Origin of the sequence: Micromonospora sp. NBC_00330, assembly GCF_036136635.1 — a bacterium.
GTDB lineage: Bacteria > Actinomycetota > Actinomycetes > Mycobacteriales > Micromonosporaceae > Micromonospora > Micromonospora salmantinae.
On the sequence record NZ_CP108012.1, the window covers coordinates 4,364,132 to 4,383,172 of the forward strand.

Consider the following 19,041-nt stretch of genomic DNA (forward strand, 5'->3'; position numbering starts at 1 on the left):
GTTGCGGTACGCATACCAGGTATGCATACTCCGTTGCCATGTCCATCCGTCACGGGTTGCTCGCCCTGCTCGAACGCGGCCAGATGTACGGCTACCAGCTGCGCGCCGCGTTCGAGGAGTCGACCGGCTCGACCTGGCCACTGAACATCGGGCAGGTCTACACCACGTTGTCCCGGCTGGAACGGGACGGTCTGGTGCGCCCGCTGCCGGAGAGCGAGGCCGGGCAGCGCCCGTACGAGATCACCGACGCCGGCCGGGCGGACCTGGCGCTGTGGTTCGCCACCCCGATCAGCCGTACCGACCGCCCCCGCGACGAGCTGGCGATCAAGCTGGCGCTGGCGCTGACCACCCCCGGGGTCGACGTGCGGTCGGTGGTGCAGTCCCAACGCAGCGCGACGATGCGGGCCCTTCAGGAGTTGACCCGGTTGAAGTACGGCAGCAACCGGCCGGAGGACCTTCCCTGGCGTCTCGTGCTGGACTCGATGGTGTTCCAGGCCGAGGCCGAGGTGCGCTGGCTGGACCACTGCGAGACCAGTCTGGTGCGGCACCAACCCAGCGGCCCGGCGCCTCCCGCTCCCCGACCCGATGACGCCGACGCTCGGGACGCGGCTCGATGGGCCGGCGAGGAGGCAAGACGGTGAGCGGATCGGACGACGCGGTGCTGGAGCTACGCGCCGTCCACCGCACCCACGGCGCCGGGCCGGCGGCGGTGCACGCGCTGCGCGGCGTCAGCCTGGTCGTCCGGCCCGGCGAGCTGGTCGCCGTGATGGGGCCGTCCGGCTCCGGCAAATCGACACTGCTGGCTCTCGCCGGCGGGTTGGACCGTCCGACGGGCGGCGAGGTCCGGGTCGAGGGGCAACCCCTGGGGGCCCTGGACCGCCGCGGGTTGGCCCAGCTACGCCGCCGTCGGATCGGCTACATCTTCCAGCAGCTCAACCTGCTGGGCAGCCTGAGCGCACTGGAGAACGTGGCGCTCCCGTTGGAACTCGACGGGGCCAGCGGACGTCGGGCCCGCCAACTGGCCATGGCCGCGCTCACCGAGGTGGGCCTGCCCGCGTTGGGTGACCGTTTCCCGGACCAACTCTCCGGCGGGCAGCAGCAGCGGGTGGCGATCGCCCGCGCGCTGGTGGGCGAACGCCGGCTGGTCCTCGCCGACGAGCCCACCGGGGCGTTGGACTCCCAGACCGGTGAGGCGGTGCTGCACCTGCTGCGCCGCCGGATCGACGCGGGCGCGGCCGGAGTGCTGGTCACCCACGAGGCGCGGCACGCCGGCTGGGCCGACCGGGTGGTGTTCCTCCGCGACGGCGTGCTGGTCGACACGACGGCACCGCTGGGCAGCGTCGAGCAGCTGCTGTCCGGCAGCGACCGGTGACCGTTCGCCGTCCGACGCGGGCCCTCGGTCGGGCCGACACCGCGATGCCGAAGCCGGTCGCGTCGCCCGCCCCGGTCGGCCGGCGGCGGTTCGCCGAGCTGACCGGCTCCTGGCGGGCGGCGCTGCGGATCGCCCGGCGGGAGTCACGCCGGTCCCGGCGGCGGACCGCCCTGGTGCTCGCGATGATCGCCATGCCGGTGGCGGCGCTGGCCTTCCTGGCGGCGAGCTACGACATGGCCGAGCTGACCCCACAGGAACGCGTCGACCGCAGGCTCGGCGTGGCCGACGCGCAGTTGCAGTGGATCGCCGACACCCCGGTGGAGCAGGACGAGTGGGGCGAGGGCTGGTACACCCGCGACAGCGAGCTTCCCGCGAAGGTCACAGCGGCCCGGCTGACCGCGCTGCTCGGGCCGGGCAGCCGGGTCACCGAGGTGCGTCCAAACATCCCGCTGACCCTGCGCGGCCCGCACCGCGACGAGGTGGTGAACGGTCGGGTGCTGGACCTCACCGATCCGCTGGCCCGCGGACTGGTGCGGTTCCGCGCCGGCCGGGCGCCGCAGCAACCCGGTGAGGTCGCTGTCAGTCCGAGGGCGCTGCGTCGCCTGGACCTGCGCCTCGGCCACGCCGTGGCCGCCGCCGACGGCAGCAGGGCGTACACGGTGGTGGGGGTGGTCGAGTTTCCCGACGACCTCGGACCGGTGGTGGCGCTGCACCCGGGGGCCGTGCCGTCGACCGGTCCGGAGCCGGACGGAGTCTGGCTGGCGGACGTGCCGGGCACCGTCGACGCGGCACTGGTGTCCCGGCTCAACGACAGCGGGGTGGTGGTCACCGCGCGGCACCGGATCGACTCGGCGACCGGAGCGGACCGGACCTGGCTCGGGTCGATCATGGGGGACAACCCGAACGACCTGAGCACCGGCGTCCTGATCGCCGGCCTCGGGCTGCTGGAGGTCGTCCTGCTGGTCGGGCCGGCCTTCGCCGTCGGCGTCCGTCGCCGTCGACGGGATCTGGCGCTGGTCGCGGTGGCGGGCGGGGACGCCGCCCAGCTTCGCCGGGTCGTGTTGGCCGACGGTGTGGTGCTGGGTGTGCTGGGGGCCGCCGCCGGCCTGCTGGTGGGCGTCGGCGCGGCGTTCGCCGGTCGCCCGCTGATGGAGCAGTACGTCTTCAGCGCCCGTTTCGGCGGCTACCGCTGCTGGCCGAGCGCGCTGGTCCTGCTCGGTGGCGTCGCGGTGCTGGCCGGGGTGCTCGCCGCGCTGGCACCGGCCTGGACCGCCGCCCGGCAGGACGTCAGCGCCGGGCTCGCCGGACGACGCACCCCGGCGAAATCCCCAGGCCGGTGGTTGGCTCTCGGACTGGCACTGGTGGTCGGCGGGGCGGGGCTGGCGGCGTTCGGTGCCACCCGGACCTCCCCCGCTGTGGTTCTCACCGGGCTGATCCTCGGCGAGTTGGGCCTGGTCTGCTGCACGCCCACGCTGCTCGGGTTGCTCGCCCGCCTCGGCCGGGTGTTGCCGCTGGCACCACGGATCGCGCTGCGCGATGCCAGCCGCAACCGGGCCGCCGCGGCACCGGCCATCTGCGCCGTGATGGCCGCCGTCGCCAGCAGCGTCGCCCTCGGCGGATACCTGGCCAGCGACGGCGCCCGCGACGCGCGCGCCTACCGGCCGGCGCTGCCGACCGGCCACGTGATGGTCAATCCGGTCGGATCGGCCGGGCAGCCCACGCTGGCCCAGATCACCGCCGCGGCCCGAAATCAGCTCGGGGCCGGCGCGGTGGTCCCGGTGCAGACACCGAGCTGCGGGGCGGGGCGCACCGGCTACTGCGACATCGCGCCAGTGCTCCCGCTGACCCGGGCCTGCCCCTGGCAGCCCGGCGTTCAACTCCCCCCGGCGCAACGCCAGCAGGCCCGCGCCGATCCCCGCTGCCAGTTCCGCGAGGCGGACTTCTTCGGCGGCTACGTGAAGCCCGGAGTCGACGACGGGACCGCGCTCCCCCTGCTCACCGGCGTGGACCCGGCGACGACGGCAGCCGCCACGACCGTGCTGCGCGCCGGTGGCGTGGTGGTGACCGACCCGCGCTACCTGCACGACGGCCTGGTGACCGTCCGGGTCAGCGAGGTGGAGGCCGGGCCGGACCGGCCGGTCACCGTCCACGACCTTCCGGGGTACGCGCTGCCCCGGGCGACCGGCCAGCCCCGTCTGCTGCTGTCCGCCGCCGCCGCCCAGCAACTCGGCCTGAGCTGGTCGCAGACCGGCTGGGTGATCGGCACCACGACCCCGCCGGACGAGGAGCAACAGGCACGGTTCGCCGCCGCCCTGCGGCCATTCGGGACGCTCGCGCTGAGCGTGGAGAACGGCGGCGCCCCACGCGACGTCTCACCGTTGCTCCTGCTGCTCGCGGCGGCGGCCGGGCTGATCACCGTGGGGGCGGCCGGGATCGCCACGGCGCTCGCCGCCGCCGAGGGACGCGCCGAGCTGACCACCCTCGCGGCCGTCGGCGCGGCCCCAGCGGTACGCCGGCTGCTGGCGATCTGCCAGGCCGGGGTCATCGCCGGTCTCGGTTCGGTGCTCGGCATCGTGGCCGGCCTCGGCACCGCCGCGATCGTGCTGGTCTCGGTGAACCGGCAGTACGCCAGTGACTGGCCGGTGTCAGATCCGTACCCCTTCCTGGTGCCGTGGCCCGTGCTCGGGGTCCTGGTGCTGGTACCGGTGGTCGCGATGCTCGGGGCGGGCCTGTTCACCAGGGCCCGACTGCCGATCGAACGGCGGCTGGACTGACCGGTCCGCCGGGCGAGGGAAACGGGACCGGGCGGGGGTGCCGCCGGGGCCGGGCAGCCGGCAGACTGACCCGCGTGTCAGTGCTCAGGAACGTCGTCCGTCGAGTCGGTCATCATCGCTGGTTCGGCGCCACCGCGCGCCTGCTGGTTCCGGCCGATCGGATGGTTGGTCGACTCACCCGCGGCCGGGTGGTCGCGCTCGGCCTGCTCCCCTCCCTGCTGATCACCACAACGGGCCGCCGCTCCGGAAAGCCCCGCAGCAATCCGCTGCTCTACGTGCCCGACGGCGACGCGTACGTGGTGATCGGCTCCAACTGGGGGCAGACCCACCACCCCGGCTGGGCGATGAACCTGCTCGCCGATCCCGCCGCCGAGGTGGACGTGAAGGGCCGGCGGTTCGCGGTGCGGGCCGAGCGGGCCTCCGGCGCCGAACGGGACAGGTTGTGGCAGCTGCTGGTCACCGCGTGGCCCGCGTACCACACGTACGTGCAGCGGGCCGGTGGCCGGGAGATCCACATCTTCCGGCTGGCCCCGACCGGGCGCGGCGCGCCCGAAGCTCCCCCGTCGGCTGGCTAGGCTGACGCTCGGAAGCCAAGGCGAGGTGGTCCCGTGAGCGCGAGGAGTGAGCCGGGGTTGCGAGCCCCGCAGCCGCGAACAGAGGCGGCCCCGTGAGCGCGAGGAGTGAGCCGGGGTTGCGAGCCCCGCAGCCGCGAACAGAGCTGGTCCGGTGAGTGAGCTGGCCGGCGTCGACCGGGGCCTCGACGATCGACGGTGGACGGTCGCGGAGCGGGTCGCCGAGGCGGTCCGACGGCGGTTCCCGGCCGATGCGCTCGCGATCGCTGTGCACGGGCCTCTGGCGCACGGGGACGACGACGGCGGCGGGGACCGCGAGGCGGGGATGCTGGTGGTCACCTACCGACCCGGGACGGGCCCGCCGCCGGCGACCCGGCGGGTGGACGGGGTGCTCGTCGATCTGACGGTGGCCGCCGCCGAGGACTACCTGGCCCAGGCCCGGGTGCTCTCCCCGCTCTGGCCGCTGACCGCCGACCGGTACGTCACCACGCAGGCGTTGCACGATCCGACGGGCTGGTTGCGGACGCTGCGCGACGAGCACCTCGGCCGGCTGGCTCGGGCCCGGCCGGCGGAGTTCAGCACCGCGGCCCGCCAGGCGTGGTACAGGGGCAGCGCGGCGCACTCCCGGGCGGCCCGGCTGGCCGAGTGGTACGAGACCGATCAGGCTCTGCTGATGCTCGGTGAGGCCCGGCTGGCGGCGGCCACCGTCACCGGTCTGCTGAGTCGCACCTACTTCCGTGACCCGGGGGACGCGGTGCGGCGCACCGGGTTGGCCGGGGCGGACATGACCGAGGTGGGTGTGGTGCTGGCCCGGCAGGCAGAGGAGTTGGCCGCCCGTGGCCGTGCGGTCGACGGCACGATCGACGAGCTGCTCAGCACCTGAGGCGCGTCACAGCCCGCCCGGTACGCCGATCAGCGAGCCGATCAGGTAGGTGGCGCCGGCCGCCGCGGCGCCCAGCAGCAGCTGGCGCAGCCCGCTGGTCCACCAGGGACGGCGGGTGAACCTGGCCACCACGGCACCGGCGGCGAACAGCCCGAGCCCGCCGACGGCGAGCGCCAGCCACAGTTCGGTGGCGCCGAGCAGGTACGGCAGCAGCGGGACCAGCGCGCCGATCGAGAAGAACAGGAACGACGAGATCGCCGCGGCCCACGGGCTGGGCTGGTCGTCGGGGTCGACGCCCAGCTCCTCGCGGACGTGCACCCGCAGCGCCTCCTCCGGGTCGCGCCGCACCGCCTCGGCGACCTGGGTGGCGAGGTCCCGGGGCAGGCCCCGGGCCACCCACGCGTCGGCCAGCTCCCGGGCCTCCGCCTCGGGGTGCCGTTCCAGTTCCCGTCGCTCCTTGGCCACCTCGGCGGCGACCTGCTCGTTGGCGGAGCGCACGCTGGTGTACTCGCCGAGGCCCATGGAGATGGCACCGGCGACGAGGCCGGCGCTGCCGGTGAGCACGATGCTGCGGGGCGACACCCCGCCGCCGCCGACGCCGGCGATCAGGGCGATGTTGGTGACCAGGCCGTCCATTGCGCCGAAGACGGCCGGACGCAGCCAGCCGCCGGAGACGTCCGCGTGGTGCGCCTCGCGCAGCGCCGCTGGGGTGTCGGTCACGGCGCCTGCCCTTCGTTCGCGACTGCGGGACTCCGCTTCGCTGCGTTCCTCGCGCTCACGGAAGGGTCAGGATCTCGTGGCCGTCGTCGGTCACCACGATGGTGTGCTCGAACTGCGCCGTCCACTTCCGGTCCTTGGTGACCACCGTCCACCCGTCGTCCCACATGTCGTACTGGTAGGTGCCGAGGGTGATCATCGGCTCGATGGTGAACGTCATGCCGGGCTCCATGATGTCAGTGGGGCGCGGGCTGTCGTAGTGCGGCACGTAGAGGCCGCTGTGGAAGGCCTCGCCGATGCCGTGGCCGGTGAAGTCGCGGACCACGCCGTAGCCGAACCGCTTGGCGTACGACTCGATGACGCGGCCCACCACGTTGATCTGGCGTCCCGGGGCGACGGCGCGGATGCCGCGCATCATCGCCTCGTGGGTCCGCTCGACCAGCAGCCGGGCCTCCTCGCTGACCTCGCCGACGCAGAAGGTGGCGTCGGTGTCGCCGTGCACCCCACCGATGTACGCGGTCACGTCGACGTTGATGATGTCGCCGTCGGTCAGGACCGTGGTGTCCGGGATGCCATGGCAGATGACCTCGTTGAGGCTGGTGCAGCAGGACTTCGGGAAGCCCTTGTAGCCCAGCGTCGACGGGTACGCGCCGTGGTCGCAGAGGAACTCGTGCACCACCTTGTCGATCTCGTCGGTGGTCACGCCCGGCTTGCAGTGCTCGCCGGCGAGCTGGGTCGCCTGGGCGGCGAGCCGGCTGGCGATCCGCATCTTGGCGATGGTCTCCGGCGTCTGCACGTGCGAGCCACGCCACTCCCGCGGACGCGCCTTGCCCACGTACTCCGGTCGGGCGATCTGGGATGGCACCGGTCGCATCGGGGAGAGCGTGCCTGGTGTCAGCGGCGGACGGACGGTCATGCCGCAAGCCTATCGCCGGGGCCGCTGGTGACCCGCGCCACGGCCACCCGGTGGAGGTTGTTGCCCTGCCAAGGTGGCTGTGCCATGGTGTCAGCGTGGATCAAGGGGGAGCACCGCCCGTCTTCTCCGCCAGCGCCGAGATCGACGGTGACCACCTCCACGTCGTGGTGGCCGGCGAGGTCGACATGGCGACCGCGGACACGATGCTCCAGACGGCGCGGCGCGAGCCCGCCGGGAAGATCACTCTCGACCTGAGCGCTGTCACCTTCTTCGACTCGGCAGCCATCCACGCCCTGGTCCGGCTCGCCCAGGAGTTCCCGGGGCGACTCACCGTCCGCCCGTCCCGGCAGGTCCGTCGGGTGCTGGAGATCTCCGGCCTCGGCGAGCAGGGCTGGCTCGACCCGGCCTAGGCGCCCGGCCGCCGCCGGGCGCGCGGTCAGTCCTGCAACCGCCGGCGCAGCGTCACCTCGGTGCCCTCAGCGGTACGCCGTACCGACAGGTCGCCCAGCGCTCTGATCAGGTCCAGGCCGCGGCCCCGGAAGCCGGAGCCGGTCGACTCCCGCCACTGTCCGCTGTCGCGCACGGTGGCCGTCACCGTCCGATCCTCGATGGCCACCTCCACACTGATCATGGCCTCGGCGGGGTGGACCGGGTGCTCGATGGCGTTGGCGGCGGCCTCGGAGACGGCGACGGTCAGGTCGAACAGGTCGGTCTCGCCGACGGAGTGCGCGACCAGGAAGTCCTCCAGTCGCTTTCGGAGCACGCTGAGCCGGGTCGGGTCCGCCGGTAGCCGCAGCGCGAAGCGGTTCAGCTCCGCCGCCTCCAGGGCGAGAACCGCCACGTCGTCGCGGCGCGGCCGTCCGGTGACCCGCTCCACGACGGCGTCGATCAGGTCCACCACGTGCTCACTCGGGGTGGCCGCGTCGATGCGCAGCTGGGCCAGTGAGGCATCGATGCCGAGCTGACGGTCCTCGATCAGCCCGTCGGTGTAGAGCAGCAGCCGAGTGCCGGCCGGCAACTCGCCCTCGGCCGACTCGTACGTCGCGTTGGGGAGGGCGCCGACCGGTGGACCGAGCGCCCGGTCGTGCAGGAACGCCACGTCGCCTCCGGTGATCAACAGTGGGGACGGGTGACCGGCGCTCGCGTACCGCAGTCGACCGGTGCGGGGGTTGAACAGCAGGCAGACCACTGTCGCGAAGGAGCGGCCCTCGGTGGAGCCGACCAGCCGGTTGAGCCGGGTCAGCGACTCGCCCGGATCGAAGCCCTCCAGCACGTACGCCCGCAGCGCGTTGCGCAGCTGCCCCATCGCCGCGGCGGCCCGGACGCCCTTGCCGACCACGTCGCCGATGACCAGCACCAGTTCGTCGCCGTTCAGCGCGATCGCGTCGTACCAGTCGCCGCCGACCTCGACGTCGGCGCTGCCGGGCAGGTAACGACTGGCCACCACCGCGCCGGGCAGTTGGGGCAGCGACCGGGGCAGCAGGCTGTGCTGAAGGGTGGTGGCGATGCGGTGTTCGGCTTCGTAGAGCTGGGCGTTCTCCAGTCGCACCCCGACGAGCCGGGCCAGTTGGGTCAACGCGGCGTCGTCGGCCTGCGCCTCATCGCCATCGGCCCGCCAGACCTGCAACTCACCGAGCTGCTTGCCGGCGGTGCCGGTCAGCTCGGCCACGAAGGACGGGTCGGCGGCGGTGGTGCCGCCGCCGTCCGCCTCGAAGCGCGACTCGGCCGCGGTGACCACCACCCGAGCGGCCTCGGCGAGGCTCAACGCGTGCCGGGCGGCGACCTGGAGCACGTCGGCGGTGGATCGGGCGGTGTTCACCGCCACCGCCGCGTCGGCCAGCGCCCGGAGCCGGCGGATGATCTGCCCGCGCAGCTGGCCCAGCTCGACGTTGGCCCGGACCCGGGCGATCAGCTCCTGCGCGGAGAACGGCTTGGTGAGGTAGTCGTCGGCGCCGACGGCGAGACCGGCGACGGCCTCCGCGGAGCCGGCACGGGCGGAGAGCAGCACGATCGGCACATGCCGGGTACGCGGGTCCGAGCGCAGCGCGCTCACCAGCCCGAACCCGTCCAGCCGGGGCATCATCACGTCGGTGAGCACCAGGTCGAACCCGCCCTCGCGGGCCAGTGGCAGGGCATCGAGCCCGTCGTTGGCGGTGACCACGTCCCAGGTCGGGGAGAGCAGCCGACTGACGTGTTCCTGCAGGTCGGCGTTGTCGTCGACGACCAGGATCCGGCCAGCCGAGGTGCCCTTCGCCGGCTGCCGGTCGAGCTCGGGTGTCGACGCGACACCGGCCCACAGCGCGGTCTCCGCCACGAAGAGCCGGGCCTGCTCGGGCTCGCCCACGGGCAGTGGGTCGAACGCCGCCACCCGGTCCGCAGGCAGGTGCGCCGAGCCGAACGGGACGGTCACCGTGAAGGTGCTGCCGACGTCGACAGTGCTGGTCAACCCGACCTCACCGCCGTGCATCTCGACCAGTTCCCGGACCAGCGCGAGGCCGATGCCGGTGCCTTCGTGGGTGCGTGCCCGCACCCCGGGGACCCGGTGGAACCGTTCGAAGACGTGCGGCAGCTCGTCCGGCACGATGCCGACGCCACTGTCCGTCACCTCCAGCAGGGCCGCGCCCTCGACGGCCCGGATCCGCACCCGGATCTCGCCGTCGAAGGTGAACTTGACCGCGTTCGACACCAGATTGAGGACGATCTTCTCCCACATGTCGCGGTCGACGAAGACCGGCGTCGGCAGCGGCGGACAGTCCACCACCAGTCGCAAGCCGGCCCGGTCGGTGGCCGAGCGGAAGGTGCTGGCCAGCCGGGCGGTGTAACCGGCGAGGTCGGTGGGCTGGTAGCGGGCGGCGAGCCGACCGGACTCCAGTCGGGAGAAGTCCAACACGGTGTTGACCAGCTTGAGCAGGCGCAGCGCGTTGCGGTGCATCATGGTGAGCCGGTCGGTTTCGGTGGCGGGCAGCTCCGGGTCGGCCAGCATGTCCTCCAGCGGGCCGAGCACCAGGGTCAGCGGGGTGCGGAACTCGTGGCTGACGTTGGCGAAGAAGTTGGTCTTCGCCCGGTCCAGCGCGGCCAACTCGGCGGCGCGGGCCCGTTCCTGCTCGTACGCCCGCTGGGTGCCGACCGCCCGGGAGATCTGGGCGGCGACCAGGCCGAGGAAGTCGCGGTAGTCGTCGCTGAGCGGCAGCTGACGGGCCACGCCGACGACAAGCGCGCCGACCGTCTGGTTGGTCGCCGTGAGCGGCAGCACGAGGGCCTGGTCGGCGGCGTCGACAGGCGACGCGTCGAGCAGAGCGGCCACCTCGATGGTGGCGGGCGCGTCATCGGCGGGCAGCCGGGCCAACAACTGCGCTGTGACGTCGACGGCGGGCGGGGTGGTGCCGGTGCAGCCGGCCAGGGTGAGCTGGTCGTTGTCGTCGGCCAGATAGATCAGGGCGAACGGCACGTCGGCCCGGTGCCGGCCGAGCACCCCGGCGGCGGTCCGACCCAGTTCCGTGGCGCTGCCGATGTCGCTCAGCTCGGCACCCAGCTCGGACAGCGCCCGCAACCGACGCTCGCCGAGCACCCGCCCGGTGGTCTCGCTGACGATGCAGTAGACGCCACTGACCGCGCCGTCGTCCCCCCGGATCGGGTCGTACGAGACGTTGAAGTAGGTCTGCTCGACGAAGCCGTAACGGTCCAGCAGAAAGGGATGGTCCTCGCCCCGGTAGGAGCGGCCGGTGCGCCGGACGCTGTCGAGCAGCGGGCCGAGCACCGCCCAGGTCTCCGCCCAGTTCACGCGGGCCGGTTGGCCGATCACGTCCGGGTGTTTGCCGCCGATGGTCGGCCGGTAGGCGTCGTTGTAGAAGGCCAACTGCTCGTCGCCCCAGAACATGACGATCGGCGCGCTGGAGGCGAGCATCATGCCGACCGCGTTGGAGAGCGCCGGGGGCCACTGGCCGGGCTCACCCAGCGGGCCGGAGGACCAGTCGAAGGAAGCCAGCCGCTCGCCCATCTCGCCGCCGGCAGCGAACGCGGCCGCCAGCATCGGCGGGGTCTCGCGACCGGACAGGGCGGGATGCCCGATGTCCGCGCCCCCCTGGGCCGAGCTCATGCAGCCTCCCGCTCCGGCCGTACCCCTCGACCGTTGATCTTCACCCGCCGTGCTCCGACTTGTACCCAAGCGGACCAGCAACGTAACGCATCACGAGCGATGGACGCTGGTTACGTACGCCTGGGGCGTCGGGCACCGGACAGTGCGGGTGGACGGCGGCGTCCACCTGCGGTGGCCGGAGCGCTCTGAGGAGTCAGAAGACCGGCAGCCCGTCGATGCTTGCCGCGTTCTTGGTGGCCCGGTAGACGACCAGATCATCGGCGCTGCGGCGGGAGTGTGAGGTGAGTAACAGATCACGCTCGGCCCGGAAGTCCATCAGTGGCACCGCGTATCCACAGGAGTCACTGACCCGCTCCACCTCGACGGTGATGACCGCACGGACGGCGTGCACGTCCGGCGGTGCGGAAAACTCGGCGAGCCGATCGGCGAAGGCGTCCTCGGTGACCGCGACGCTGCTGCCCCGACCATGCAAGCGGACGATCTTCGGCGGGCCGTCGAAGGCACAGAACATCAGCGTGATCCGGCCGTTGTCCCGCAGGTGGGCGAGGGTCTCCGCCCCACTGCCGTGATAGTCGAGGTAGGCCACCCGGTGCGGGCCGAGGATCACGAACGTGCCCCGCATGCCCTTCGGTGACACGTTGACGTGCCCCTCGACCCCGGACGGGGCGGTCGCCACGAAGAAGAGCGGCTGAGCCACGATGAAGTCACGCAGTCGAGCATCGATCTCCGGATACACCTTGCCCATGCGCCGATCCTCCCACCGGTGCCATCGACGGACGGGGGCGATCCCGGTCACACCCGCTGGCCGGCGGCCCTCACCAACGCCGTGATCGGGGCGGGGTCCAATTCGTTCTCCGGATGCCACTGCACTCCGAGCACGAACGGCAGGGCCGGGTCCTCCACCGCCTCGACCACGCCGTCGCCCGCCCAACCGGTCACCGTGAGCCGACCCGGATCGGAGACCGCCTGATGGTGGTACGAGTTGACCTGGTCGACCCCGGCCAGCACCGATGCGGCCAGGCTCCCCGGCGCGAACCGCACCGCGTGCGCGCCGTACACCCCGGGCGCAGGGCGGTGCGCCTCGTGACCCACCACGTCGGGCAGGTGCTGGTGCAACGTGCCGCCGTACGCGACAGCCAGCAACTGCATCCCCCGACACACGCCCAGCACCGGCACCTCGGCGGCGAGCGCGGCGGCCAACAGCGTCAACTCGCCGGCGTCCCGGTCCGGCCGGTCCTCGGTACGGGGGTCGGGCGGCTGGCCGTACCGCCCCGGGCCGACGTCCGCGCCACCGGCCAACAGCAACCCGTCGAGGACGGCCACCACGTCCGCGTCCACGTCGTCCGGCGGCAGTACCACCGCCCGGCCACCCGCGGCCGCCACCGCCCGCGAGTACGCCTCCGGCACCAGCACCGCTCGCACACCGCGCCAGACCGCCCAGTCGGCGGGTTCGACGTACGCGCTGACCCCGATCAGCGGCCTTCTCATAGCTGGCACGATTCGCGACTGTGGGGCTCGCAAACCCGGCTCACTCCTCGCGCTCACAGAGGGGTGACGTAGGCGCCCGTGATGCCGCCGTCGACCACGAACTGCGCGGCAGTCATGAACGAGGCGTCGTCGCTGGCCAGGAACGCCACCGCGGCGGCGATCTCCTCCGGTTGCCCGAAGCGTCCCATCGGCACGTGCACCAGCCGACGGGCGGCCCGCTCCGGGTCGGCGGCGAAGAGTTCCAGCAGCAACGGGGTGGCCACCGGGCCGGGACAGAGGGCGTTGACCCGGATGCCCTCGCGGGCGAACTGCACACCCAACTCCCGGGTCATCGCCAGCACCCCGCCCTTGCTCGCGGTGTACGCGATCTGCGACGTGGCCGCACCCATCAACGCCACGAACGAGGCCGTGTTGATGATCGAGCCCTTGCCCTGCCGCCGCATGTGCGGAATGGCGTACTTGCAGCACAGGTAGACGCTCGTGGTGTTGACCCGCAGCACCCGTTCCCACGCGTCCAGGCCGGTGTCCAGGATGGAGTCGTCGTCGGGCGGTGAGATGCCGGCGTTGTTGAACGCGATGTCCACCCGGCCGTGCCGATCGGCAACCCCGTCGAACAGGTCACGTACCGCCGACTCGTCGGCCACGTCGGTGGCCACGAACTCGCCGCCGCACTCCTCGGCGGCCTTGGTGCCGGCAGCCGCGTCGATGTCCACGCAGACCACCCGGGCCCCCTCGGCGGCGAACCGCCGCACGGTGGCCAACCCGATGCCACTGCCCGCTCCGGTGACCACTGCCACCCGGTCCTGCAACCGACCCTGCACTGGCGTCACTCCTCCGTCGCGATGAACACGTTCTTGACGTCCGTGAAGGAGTGCAGCGCGTCCGGGCCCAGCTCACGGCCGAGCCCGGAGCGCTTCATCCCGCCGAACGGGGTCCAGTAACGCACCGAGGAGTGCGAGTTGACGCTGAGGTTGCCCGAGTCGACGGCGCGGGCCAGCCGCAGGGCCCGACCGATGTCCCGGGTCCAGATCGAGCCGGAGAGGCCGTACTCGGTGTCGTTGGCGAGCCGGACCGCGTCCGCCTCGTCGTCGAACGGCAGCACCGAGACCACCGGGCCGAAGATCTCCTCCCGCCAGTGCCGGTCGGCCGGAGAGTCGGCCAGCAGCACTGTGGGCGCGTGCCAGAACCCGGGGCCGTCGGGGCAGGAGCCGGTGAAGGCGACGGTCGCCCCGGCGAGGTAACCGGCTACCCGGTCCCGTTGGGCGGCGGAGATCAGCGGACCCATCTCGGCGGTGTCGCGGGACGGGTCCTCGACGCGCACCGCACGTACCGCCGGTTCGAGCAGTTCCAGGAACCGGTCGTACACCGAACGCTGGACGAGGATCCGCGACCGTGCGCAGCAGTCCTGGCCGGCGTTGTCGAAGACCGCGCCCGGCGCGGTCGCGGCGGCGCGCTCCAGGTCGGCGTCGGCGAACACGATGTTCGCGCTCTTGCCGCCCAACTCCAGGGTGAGTCGCTTCACCTGGGCGGCGCAGCCGGCCATGATCCGGGTACCGACCTCGGTGGAGCCGGTGAAGCAGATCTTGCGGACCGCGGGGTGGGTGACGAACCGCTCCCCCACCACCGAGCCCTCGCCCGGGACGACTGTGAAGACGCCGTCGGGCAGGCCGGCCTCGCGGGCCAACTCGGCCAGGCGCAGCGCGGTGAGCGGGGTCAGTTCGGCGGGCTTGAGCACCACCGTGTTGCCGGCGGCGAGCGCCGGGACGAACCCCCAGGCGGCGATCGGCATCGGGAAGTTCCAGGGCACGATCACGCCGACCACACCGAGTGGCTCGTGGAAGGTGACGTCCAACCCGCCGGGCACCGGGATCTGCCGCCCGGTCAACCGCTCGGGCGCGCCGGCGTAGTAGTCCAGGACGTCACGGACGTTGCCCGCCTCCCACCGGGCGTTGCCGACGGTGTGCCCGGAGTTGCGCACCTCCAGCACCGCCAACTCGTCCAGATGCGCGTCGACGACGGCGGCGAACCGCCGCAGCAACCGCGCCCGGTCCCCCGCCCCCACCTGACGCCAGGTCTCGAACGCGGCAGCCGCCCGCGAGATCGCCGCGTCAACCTCGTCCACCGAGGCCGCCGCAACCTCCCGAAACCCCACCCCGCTAGCGGGGTCCACCAGAACCGTCACACCGCCACCCCCATCCTCACGTGGTCAGAGGCGTTCGAAGCCACGGGTCAGCTCCCAGTCCGTCACCGCGGCGTCGAAGGCGGCCAGCTCGACCTTCGCCTGGTTGGCGTAGTGGGCCACCACCTCGGGGCCGAACGCCTCCCGGGCCACTGTGGAGTCTTCCCAGAGGGCAAGGGCGTCGCGCAGGGTGCCGGGAACCCGCTCGGCCTCCGGGTCGTCGTACGCGTTGCCGGTGCACTCCGCACCCAACTCCAACTCGCCCTCGATGCCGTGCAGCGCCCCGGCGACCAGCCCGGCGATCGCCAGGTACGGGTTGACGTCGGCGCCGGGCACCCGGTTCTCCACGCGCATGCCCTGCCCGTGCCCGACCACCCGCAGCGCGCAGGTGCGGTTGTCGACACCCCAGCGCAGCGCGGTCGGGGCGAACGATCCTGGCTGGTAGCGCTTGTAGGAGTTGATGTTCGGGGCGAAGAGCAGGCTGAACTCCCGCATGGTGGCCAGCAGCCCGGCGAGCACCCGCTGCCCGGTCTGCGACAGGTGCGCCGGTCCGTCGCCGAGCATCGCCGACGAGCCGGAGGAGTCCCGGAGCGAGAAGTGGATGTGGCAGGAGTTGCCCTCCCGCTCGTTCGGCTTGGCCATGAAGGTGATCGCCATTCCCTCCTGGGCGGCGATCTCCTTGGCGCCGTTCTTGTAGATCACGTGGTGGTCGGCGCAGGCCACCGCCTCGTCGTACCGGAAGGCGATCTCGTGTTGCCCGAGGTTGCACTCGCCCTTGGCGCTCTCCGGGGTGAGCCCGGCGCCGGCCATCTCGACGCGGATGCGGCGCAGCAGCGGCTCCACCCGGGCGGTGCCGAGCAGCGAGTAGTCGACGTTGTACTGGTTGGCCGGGGTGAGGTCGCGGTAGCCACGCTGCCAGGCGTCCTCGTACGAGTCGCGGAACAGCACGAACTCCAACTCGGTGCCGGCGTACGCGGTCAGCCCGTGCTCGGCCAGCCGGTCGAGCTGCCGGCGCAGGATCTGCCGGGGCGAGGCGACCACGTCACCCGAGCCGTCGAGCCAGGTCAGGTCGGCCAGCAGCAGGGCGGAGCCGGGCTGCCAGGGCACCCGGCGCAAGGTGGCGAAGTCCGGCACCATCGCGAAGTCGCCGTAGCCGCGTTCCCAGCTCGACATCGCGTACCCGTCGACGGTGTTCATGTCGACGTCCACGGCGAGCAGGTAGTTGCAGCCCTCGCTGCCGTTGGTCACCACCTGGTCGAGGAAGAAGGGCGCGTGGAACCGCTTGCCCTGCAACCGGCCCTGCATGTCGACGAGGGCCAGCACCACTGTGTCGATCTCGCCCTCGGCAACGGCGACCCGCAGTTGTTCCAGCGTGAGCGGAGCTTTCCTCATTCGCGGGCCTCCATCACCAAGGTCTACTGGCAAACCGGATCACCGTCAATGCCCCCGGCGGCACGTGCGGCAAACCCGACCGTCGGCCGGCGGGACGGCAGCACCGTCCGTCCCGCCGGGCGCCGATCAGACCGGACCGTCGGCCGGCGCCGGGTCGGGCGCCACCGCCGGTTCCTCGACGGTACGAACCGGGCCGGTGAACCACTTGCGGGCGGAGGCGTACCACCAGACGGCGACCACCAGCAGCACCCCGCCGACGGCGAGCGGCGCGTAGTTCACCGCCGACCAGGTGAACCCGTCGTTGCCGGGCACACCGGCGGGCACGATCGGCAGCACGAAGTAGACGGCGATGATCGCGATCTCGATCACCGCGATCCAGCCGAACAGCTTGTACTTGCGGCCCAGCGTCCACGGCCCGGGGACGAACCTGTCGCCCATCCGCAGTCGGAGCGCGATCGGGATGAGGAACGACAGGTAGAGCCCGAGCACCGCGACGGAGACGACCGCGTAGAAGGCGATCGGGATACCGGCGGAGCTCTCGTACAGCGCCGGCAGGGTCAGCACCAGGCCGGCCAGTGTGGCGCCGATGATCGCGTTGACCGGGGTGCCGTTGCGGTCGACGGTCGACCACAGCCGCCATCCGGGTACGGCGCGGTCCCGGCTGAACGCGTACGCCATCCGGCTCATCGAGGTCACGCAGCTCATGCCGCAGAAGAACTGGCCGATGGTCGAGATGATGATGACGATCTTGAAGAAGACCGGGGTCAGCGCGGACTCGAAGATGGCGCCGGAGAAGCCGCCCGCGGCGTTGACCGCCTCGACGTCGGTGGCAGCGAAGAGAAACGCCAGCAGCAGGATCCAGCCGCCGACCGCCGAATAGAAGATCGACTGCCAGAGCCCGCGGGCCGCGGCCTGTGAGGCGCCCCGGGTCTCCTCGGAGACGTGCGCGCAGGCGTCGAAGCCGGTGATCGTGTACTGGGTCAGCAGGAAGCCCAGCGGCAGCACGTAGAACCAGAACGTCAGCCCGCCGATGTCCCCGTCGCCGAAGCCCGAGTTGTTGAACCGCTCGGTGAACACGAACTGGAAGCTCTGGTGGTTGTCGGGCACGAAGACCAGGATGGCGACCACGACGGCCGCGCCGGCCACGTGCCACCAGACCGAGACGTTCTGGAGTACGTCGATGATCCGGTGCCCGAAGATGTTGATCAGCCCGTGCAGCACCAGGATGATCACGAAGAGGACGAACGCCTGACGCAGCGTCCCGGCCCAACCGTCGAACAGCGCCGACAGGGTGAGGTTGAGGAACGTCGCACAGCCGTAGTCCACCGAGGCGGTGACCGCCACCAGACCGATCAGGTTCAACCAGCCGGTGAACCAGCCGTGCACCGGACGGCCCATGGTGGCCGCCCACCAGTAGATCCCACCCGCTGTCGGGTACGCCGACACCAGCTCCGCCATGCAGAAGCCGATGATCAGGATGAACAGCGAGATCAGCGGCCAGCCCCAGGAGATGGCGACCGGCCCGCCGTTGTTCCACGCCTGACCGAAGGTGGTGAAACAGCCGGCCAGGATCGAGATGATCGAGAAGGAGATGGCGAAGTTGGAGAAGCCGCTCCACTTACGGCGCAGCTCCTGTTTGTAGCCGAGTTCGGCGAGCCGCCGGGCGTCGTCGTCCATCGGTTGCTCGGCGGTCGGCACGGGCGTCGTGGCCACTGCACACCTCCCTGAGGTGGTTCCGCGTGCGAGTGGGCAAAGTGTCGACCCGGCCGATCAAGGCGGTCAATACGTAGTCGGTGGGAATCTCACCGCCGTCGGGCTAATTGCGTTGCCGACCGGCCGCCCCGGCCGGCATCCTGGACCGGTGACCAGGCCCGACAAGGGCCCACCCCGGGCGCTCGGACCGCCCGACCCGGTGGCGCGGGGCACGCCTCTCTCTCACGTACGGCCACTCCGCCGTACCCGAAAAGTGCCCCGCGCCCCATTCCCCCTCGTGATCAAGAGGTTTGCGTCGGATTTCCGGCAGTGCCTGACCGAAAGCTCTTGATCAACGTGGGAAGGGGGGTGGGTCAGGTCAGGAGGAGGCCGGCTACCCAGAGGGCCGCGACCAGGAGGCCGGCCAGGAACTCGACCAGCATCGACAGGCCGGCGGCCTTCAGGGCCTGCACGGTGGAGGGCCACGCTAGCTGGTTACTGCCCAGCCGGAGCCGTTCGGCGGCCCACACCCCGGCGACGAAGCCCAGCACCAGGCCGACGACCGGCACCACGAAGAACCCGATGATGCCGAGCACAGCACCGGCGAGCAGCGTGGACGTCGGCACACCGGTGCGCTTCAGGTTCCGGCCCGGCCACGCGTACTTGATGACGGCGCCACCCCCGGCCACCAGTGTGGCGGCGGCGAACACCGCCCAGCCACCCAGGCCGGCGCCGCCGAAGACCGCCCAGAGCAGCACGCCACCCCAGCACAGCGGCAGCGCCGGCAGACCGGGCACCACCACGCCGGCCAACCCGGCCAGGATGGCCAACCCGGCCACCACCGTCACCGCCGTCTGCGAGTCCGTCAGGTCCACGCCGTCACCCTCCGTCGCCACCCTTCGGACCGCTTCGGTCCCCACTTCGCTCCGTGCCGCTGGGCCAGCCGGTTCGCTCGCTGCG

At 72.1% G+C, this 19,041-nt stretch carries 16 protein-coding genes; 6 read left to right on the plus strand and 10 right to left on the minus strand.

Going from position 1 to position 19,041, the window contains the following annotated elements:
* Nucleotides 1-38 precede the first annotated feature (38 nt).
* From OG598_RS19615 to OG598_RS19635, 5 genes are all read left to right on the plus strand, one after another.
* The gene (locus tag OG598_RS19615) at nt 39-641 is read left to right on the plus strand and encodes a PadR family transcriptional regulator (RefSeq protein WP_328650512.1); all 603 of its coding nucleotides are present in this window, start codon (nt 39-41) and stop codon (nt 639-641) included.
* Entirely contained in the window at nt 614-1,372 is a 759-nt protein-coding gene (locus OG598_RS19620) for an ABC transporter ATP-binding protein (RefSeq protein WP_328650513.1), read from the plus strand. Before OG598_RS19615 ends, OG598_RS19620 begins: the two co-directional genes overlap by 28 nt.
* A complete protein-coding gene (locus OG598_RS19625; protein WP_328650514.1) occupies nt 1,369-4,146 on the plus strand; it encodes an FtsX-like permease family protein in 2,778 nt (925 codons plus the stop codon). The genes OG598_RS19620 and OG598_RS19625 overlap by 4 nt, the downstream gene beginning before the upstream one ends.
* A 74-nt stretch (nt 4,147-4,220) precedes the next feature.
* The gene (locus tag OG598_RS19630) at nt 4,221-4,721 is read left to right on the plus strand and encodes a nitroreductase family deazaflavin-dependent oxidoreductase (protein ID WP_328650515.1); all 501 of its coding nucleotides are present in this window, start codon (nt 4,221-4,223) and stop codon (nt 4,719-4,721) included.
* Nucleotides 4,722-4,872: 151 nt separating this feature from the next.
* On the plus strand, nt 4,873-5,601 hold the full coding sequence (locus OG598_RS19635) for a nucleotidyltransferase domain-containing protein (protein WP_328650516.1): 729 nt from the start codon (nt 4,873-4,875) through the stop codon (nt 5,599-5,601).
* Nucleotides 5,602-5,607: 6 nt separating this feature from the next.
* Here OG598_RS19635 and OG598_RS19640 read toward each other — a convergent pair whose 3' ends face one another.
* Nucleotides 5,608-6,321, minus strand: a complete 714-nt coding sequence (locus tag OG598_RS19640) for a VIT1/CCC1 transporter family protein (RefSeq protein ID WP_328650517.1) — start codon at nt 6,319-6,321, stop codon at nt 5,608-5,610.
* Nucleotides 6,322-6,376: 55 nt separating this feature from the next.
* Nucleotides 6,377-7,234 (minus strand): type I methionyl aminopeptidase, encoded by an 858-nt coding sequence (map, locus tag OG598_RS19645; RefSeq protein ID WP_328650518.1) that lies wholly within the window; start codon nt 7,232-7,234, stop codon nt 6,377-6,379.
* Between the two features lie 95 nt (nt 7,235-7,329).
* Here map and OG598_RS19650 point away from each other — a divergent pair, with 95 nt between their 5' ends.
* Complete coding sequence (locus OG598_RS19650) at nt 7,330-7,644, plus strand: STAS domain-containing protein (protein ID WP_328650519.1); 315 nt, start codon at nt 7,330-7,332, stop codon at nt 7,642-7,644.
* 26 nt (nt 7,645-7,670) lie between these two features.
* Here OG598_RS19650 and OG598_RS19655 read toward each other — a convergent pair whose 3' ends face one another.
* From OG598_RS19655 to OG598_RS19690, 8 genes are all read right to left on the minus strand, one after another.
* A complete protein-coding gene (locus OG598_RS19655; RefSeq protein ID WP_328650520.1) occupies nt 7,671-11,330 on the minus strand; it encodes a SpoIIE family protein phosphatase in 3,660 nt (1,219 codons plus the stop codon).
* 193 nt (nt 11,331-11,523) lie between these two features.
* Nucleotides 11,524-12,075, minus strand: a complete 552-nt coding sequence (locus tag OG598_RS19660; protein WP_328650521.1) for a pyridoxamine 5'-phosphate oxidase family protein — start codon at nt 12,073-12,075, stop codon at nt 11,524-11,526.
* A gap of 47 nt (nt 12,076-12,122) precedes the next feature.
* Entirely contained in the window at nt 12,123-12,818 is a 696-nt protein-coding gene (locus tag OG598_RS19665; RefSeq protein WP_328650522.1) for a gamma-glutamyl-gamma-aminobutyrate hydrolase family protein, read from the minus strand.
* Between the two features lie 53 nt (nt 12,819-12,871).
* The gene (locus OG598_RS19670) at nt 12,872-13,639 is read right to left on the minus strand and encodes a 3-oxoacyl-ACP reductase (protein WP_030489498.1); all 768 of its coding nucleotides are present in this window, start codon (nt 13,637-13,639) and stop codon (nt 12,872-12,874) included.
* 5 nt (nt 13,640-13,644) lie between these two features.
* On the minus strand, nt 13,645-14,991 hold the full coding sequence (locus OG598_RS19675; RefSeq protein WP_442931517.1) for an aldehyde dehydrogenase family protein: 1,347 nt from the start codon (nt 14,989-14,991) through the stop codon (nt 13,645-13,647).
* Between the two features lie 33 nt (nt 14,992-15,024).
* Entirely contained in the window at nt 15,025-16,389 is a 1,365-nt protein-coding gene (locus tag OG598_RS19680) for a glutamine synthetase family protein (RefSeq protein WP_328650524.1), read from the minus strand.
* A gap of 126 nt (nt 16,390-16,515) precedes the next feature.
* A complete protein-coding gene (locus OG598_RS19685; protein ID WP_328650525.1) occupies nt 16,516-18,102 on the minus strand; it encodes an amino acid permease in 1,587 nt (528 codons plus the stop codon).
* Nucleotides 18,103-18,455: 353 nt separating this feature from the next.
* Nucleotides 18,456-18,956 (minus strand): DUF456 domain-containing protein, encoded by a 501-nt coding sequence (locus tag OG598_RS19690; protein WP_328650526.1) that lies wholly within the window; start codon nt 18,954-18,956, stop codon nt 18,456-18,458.
* Between the last annotated feature and the right edge of the window lie 85 nt (nt 18,957-19,041).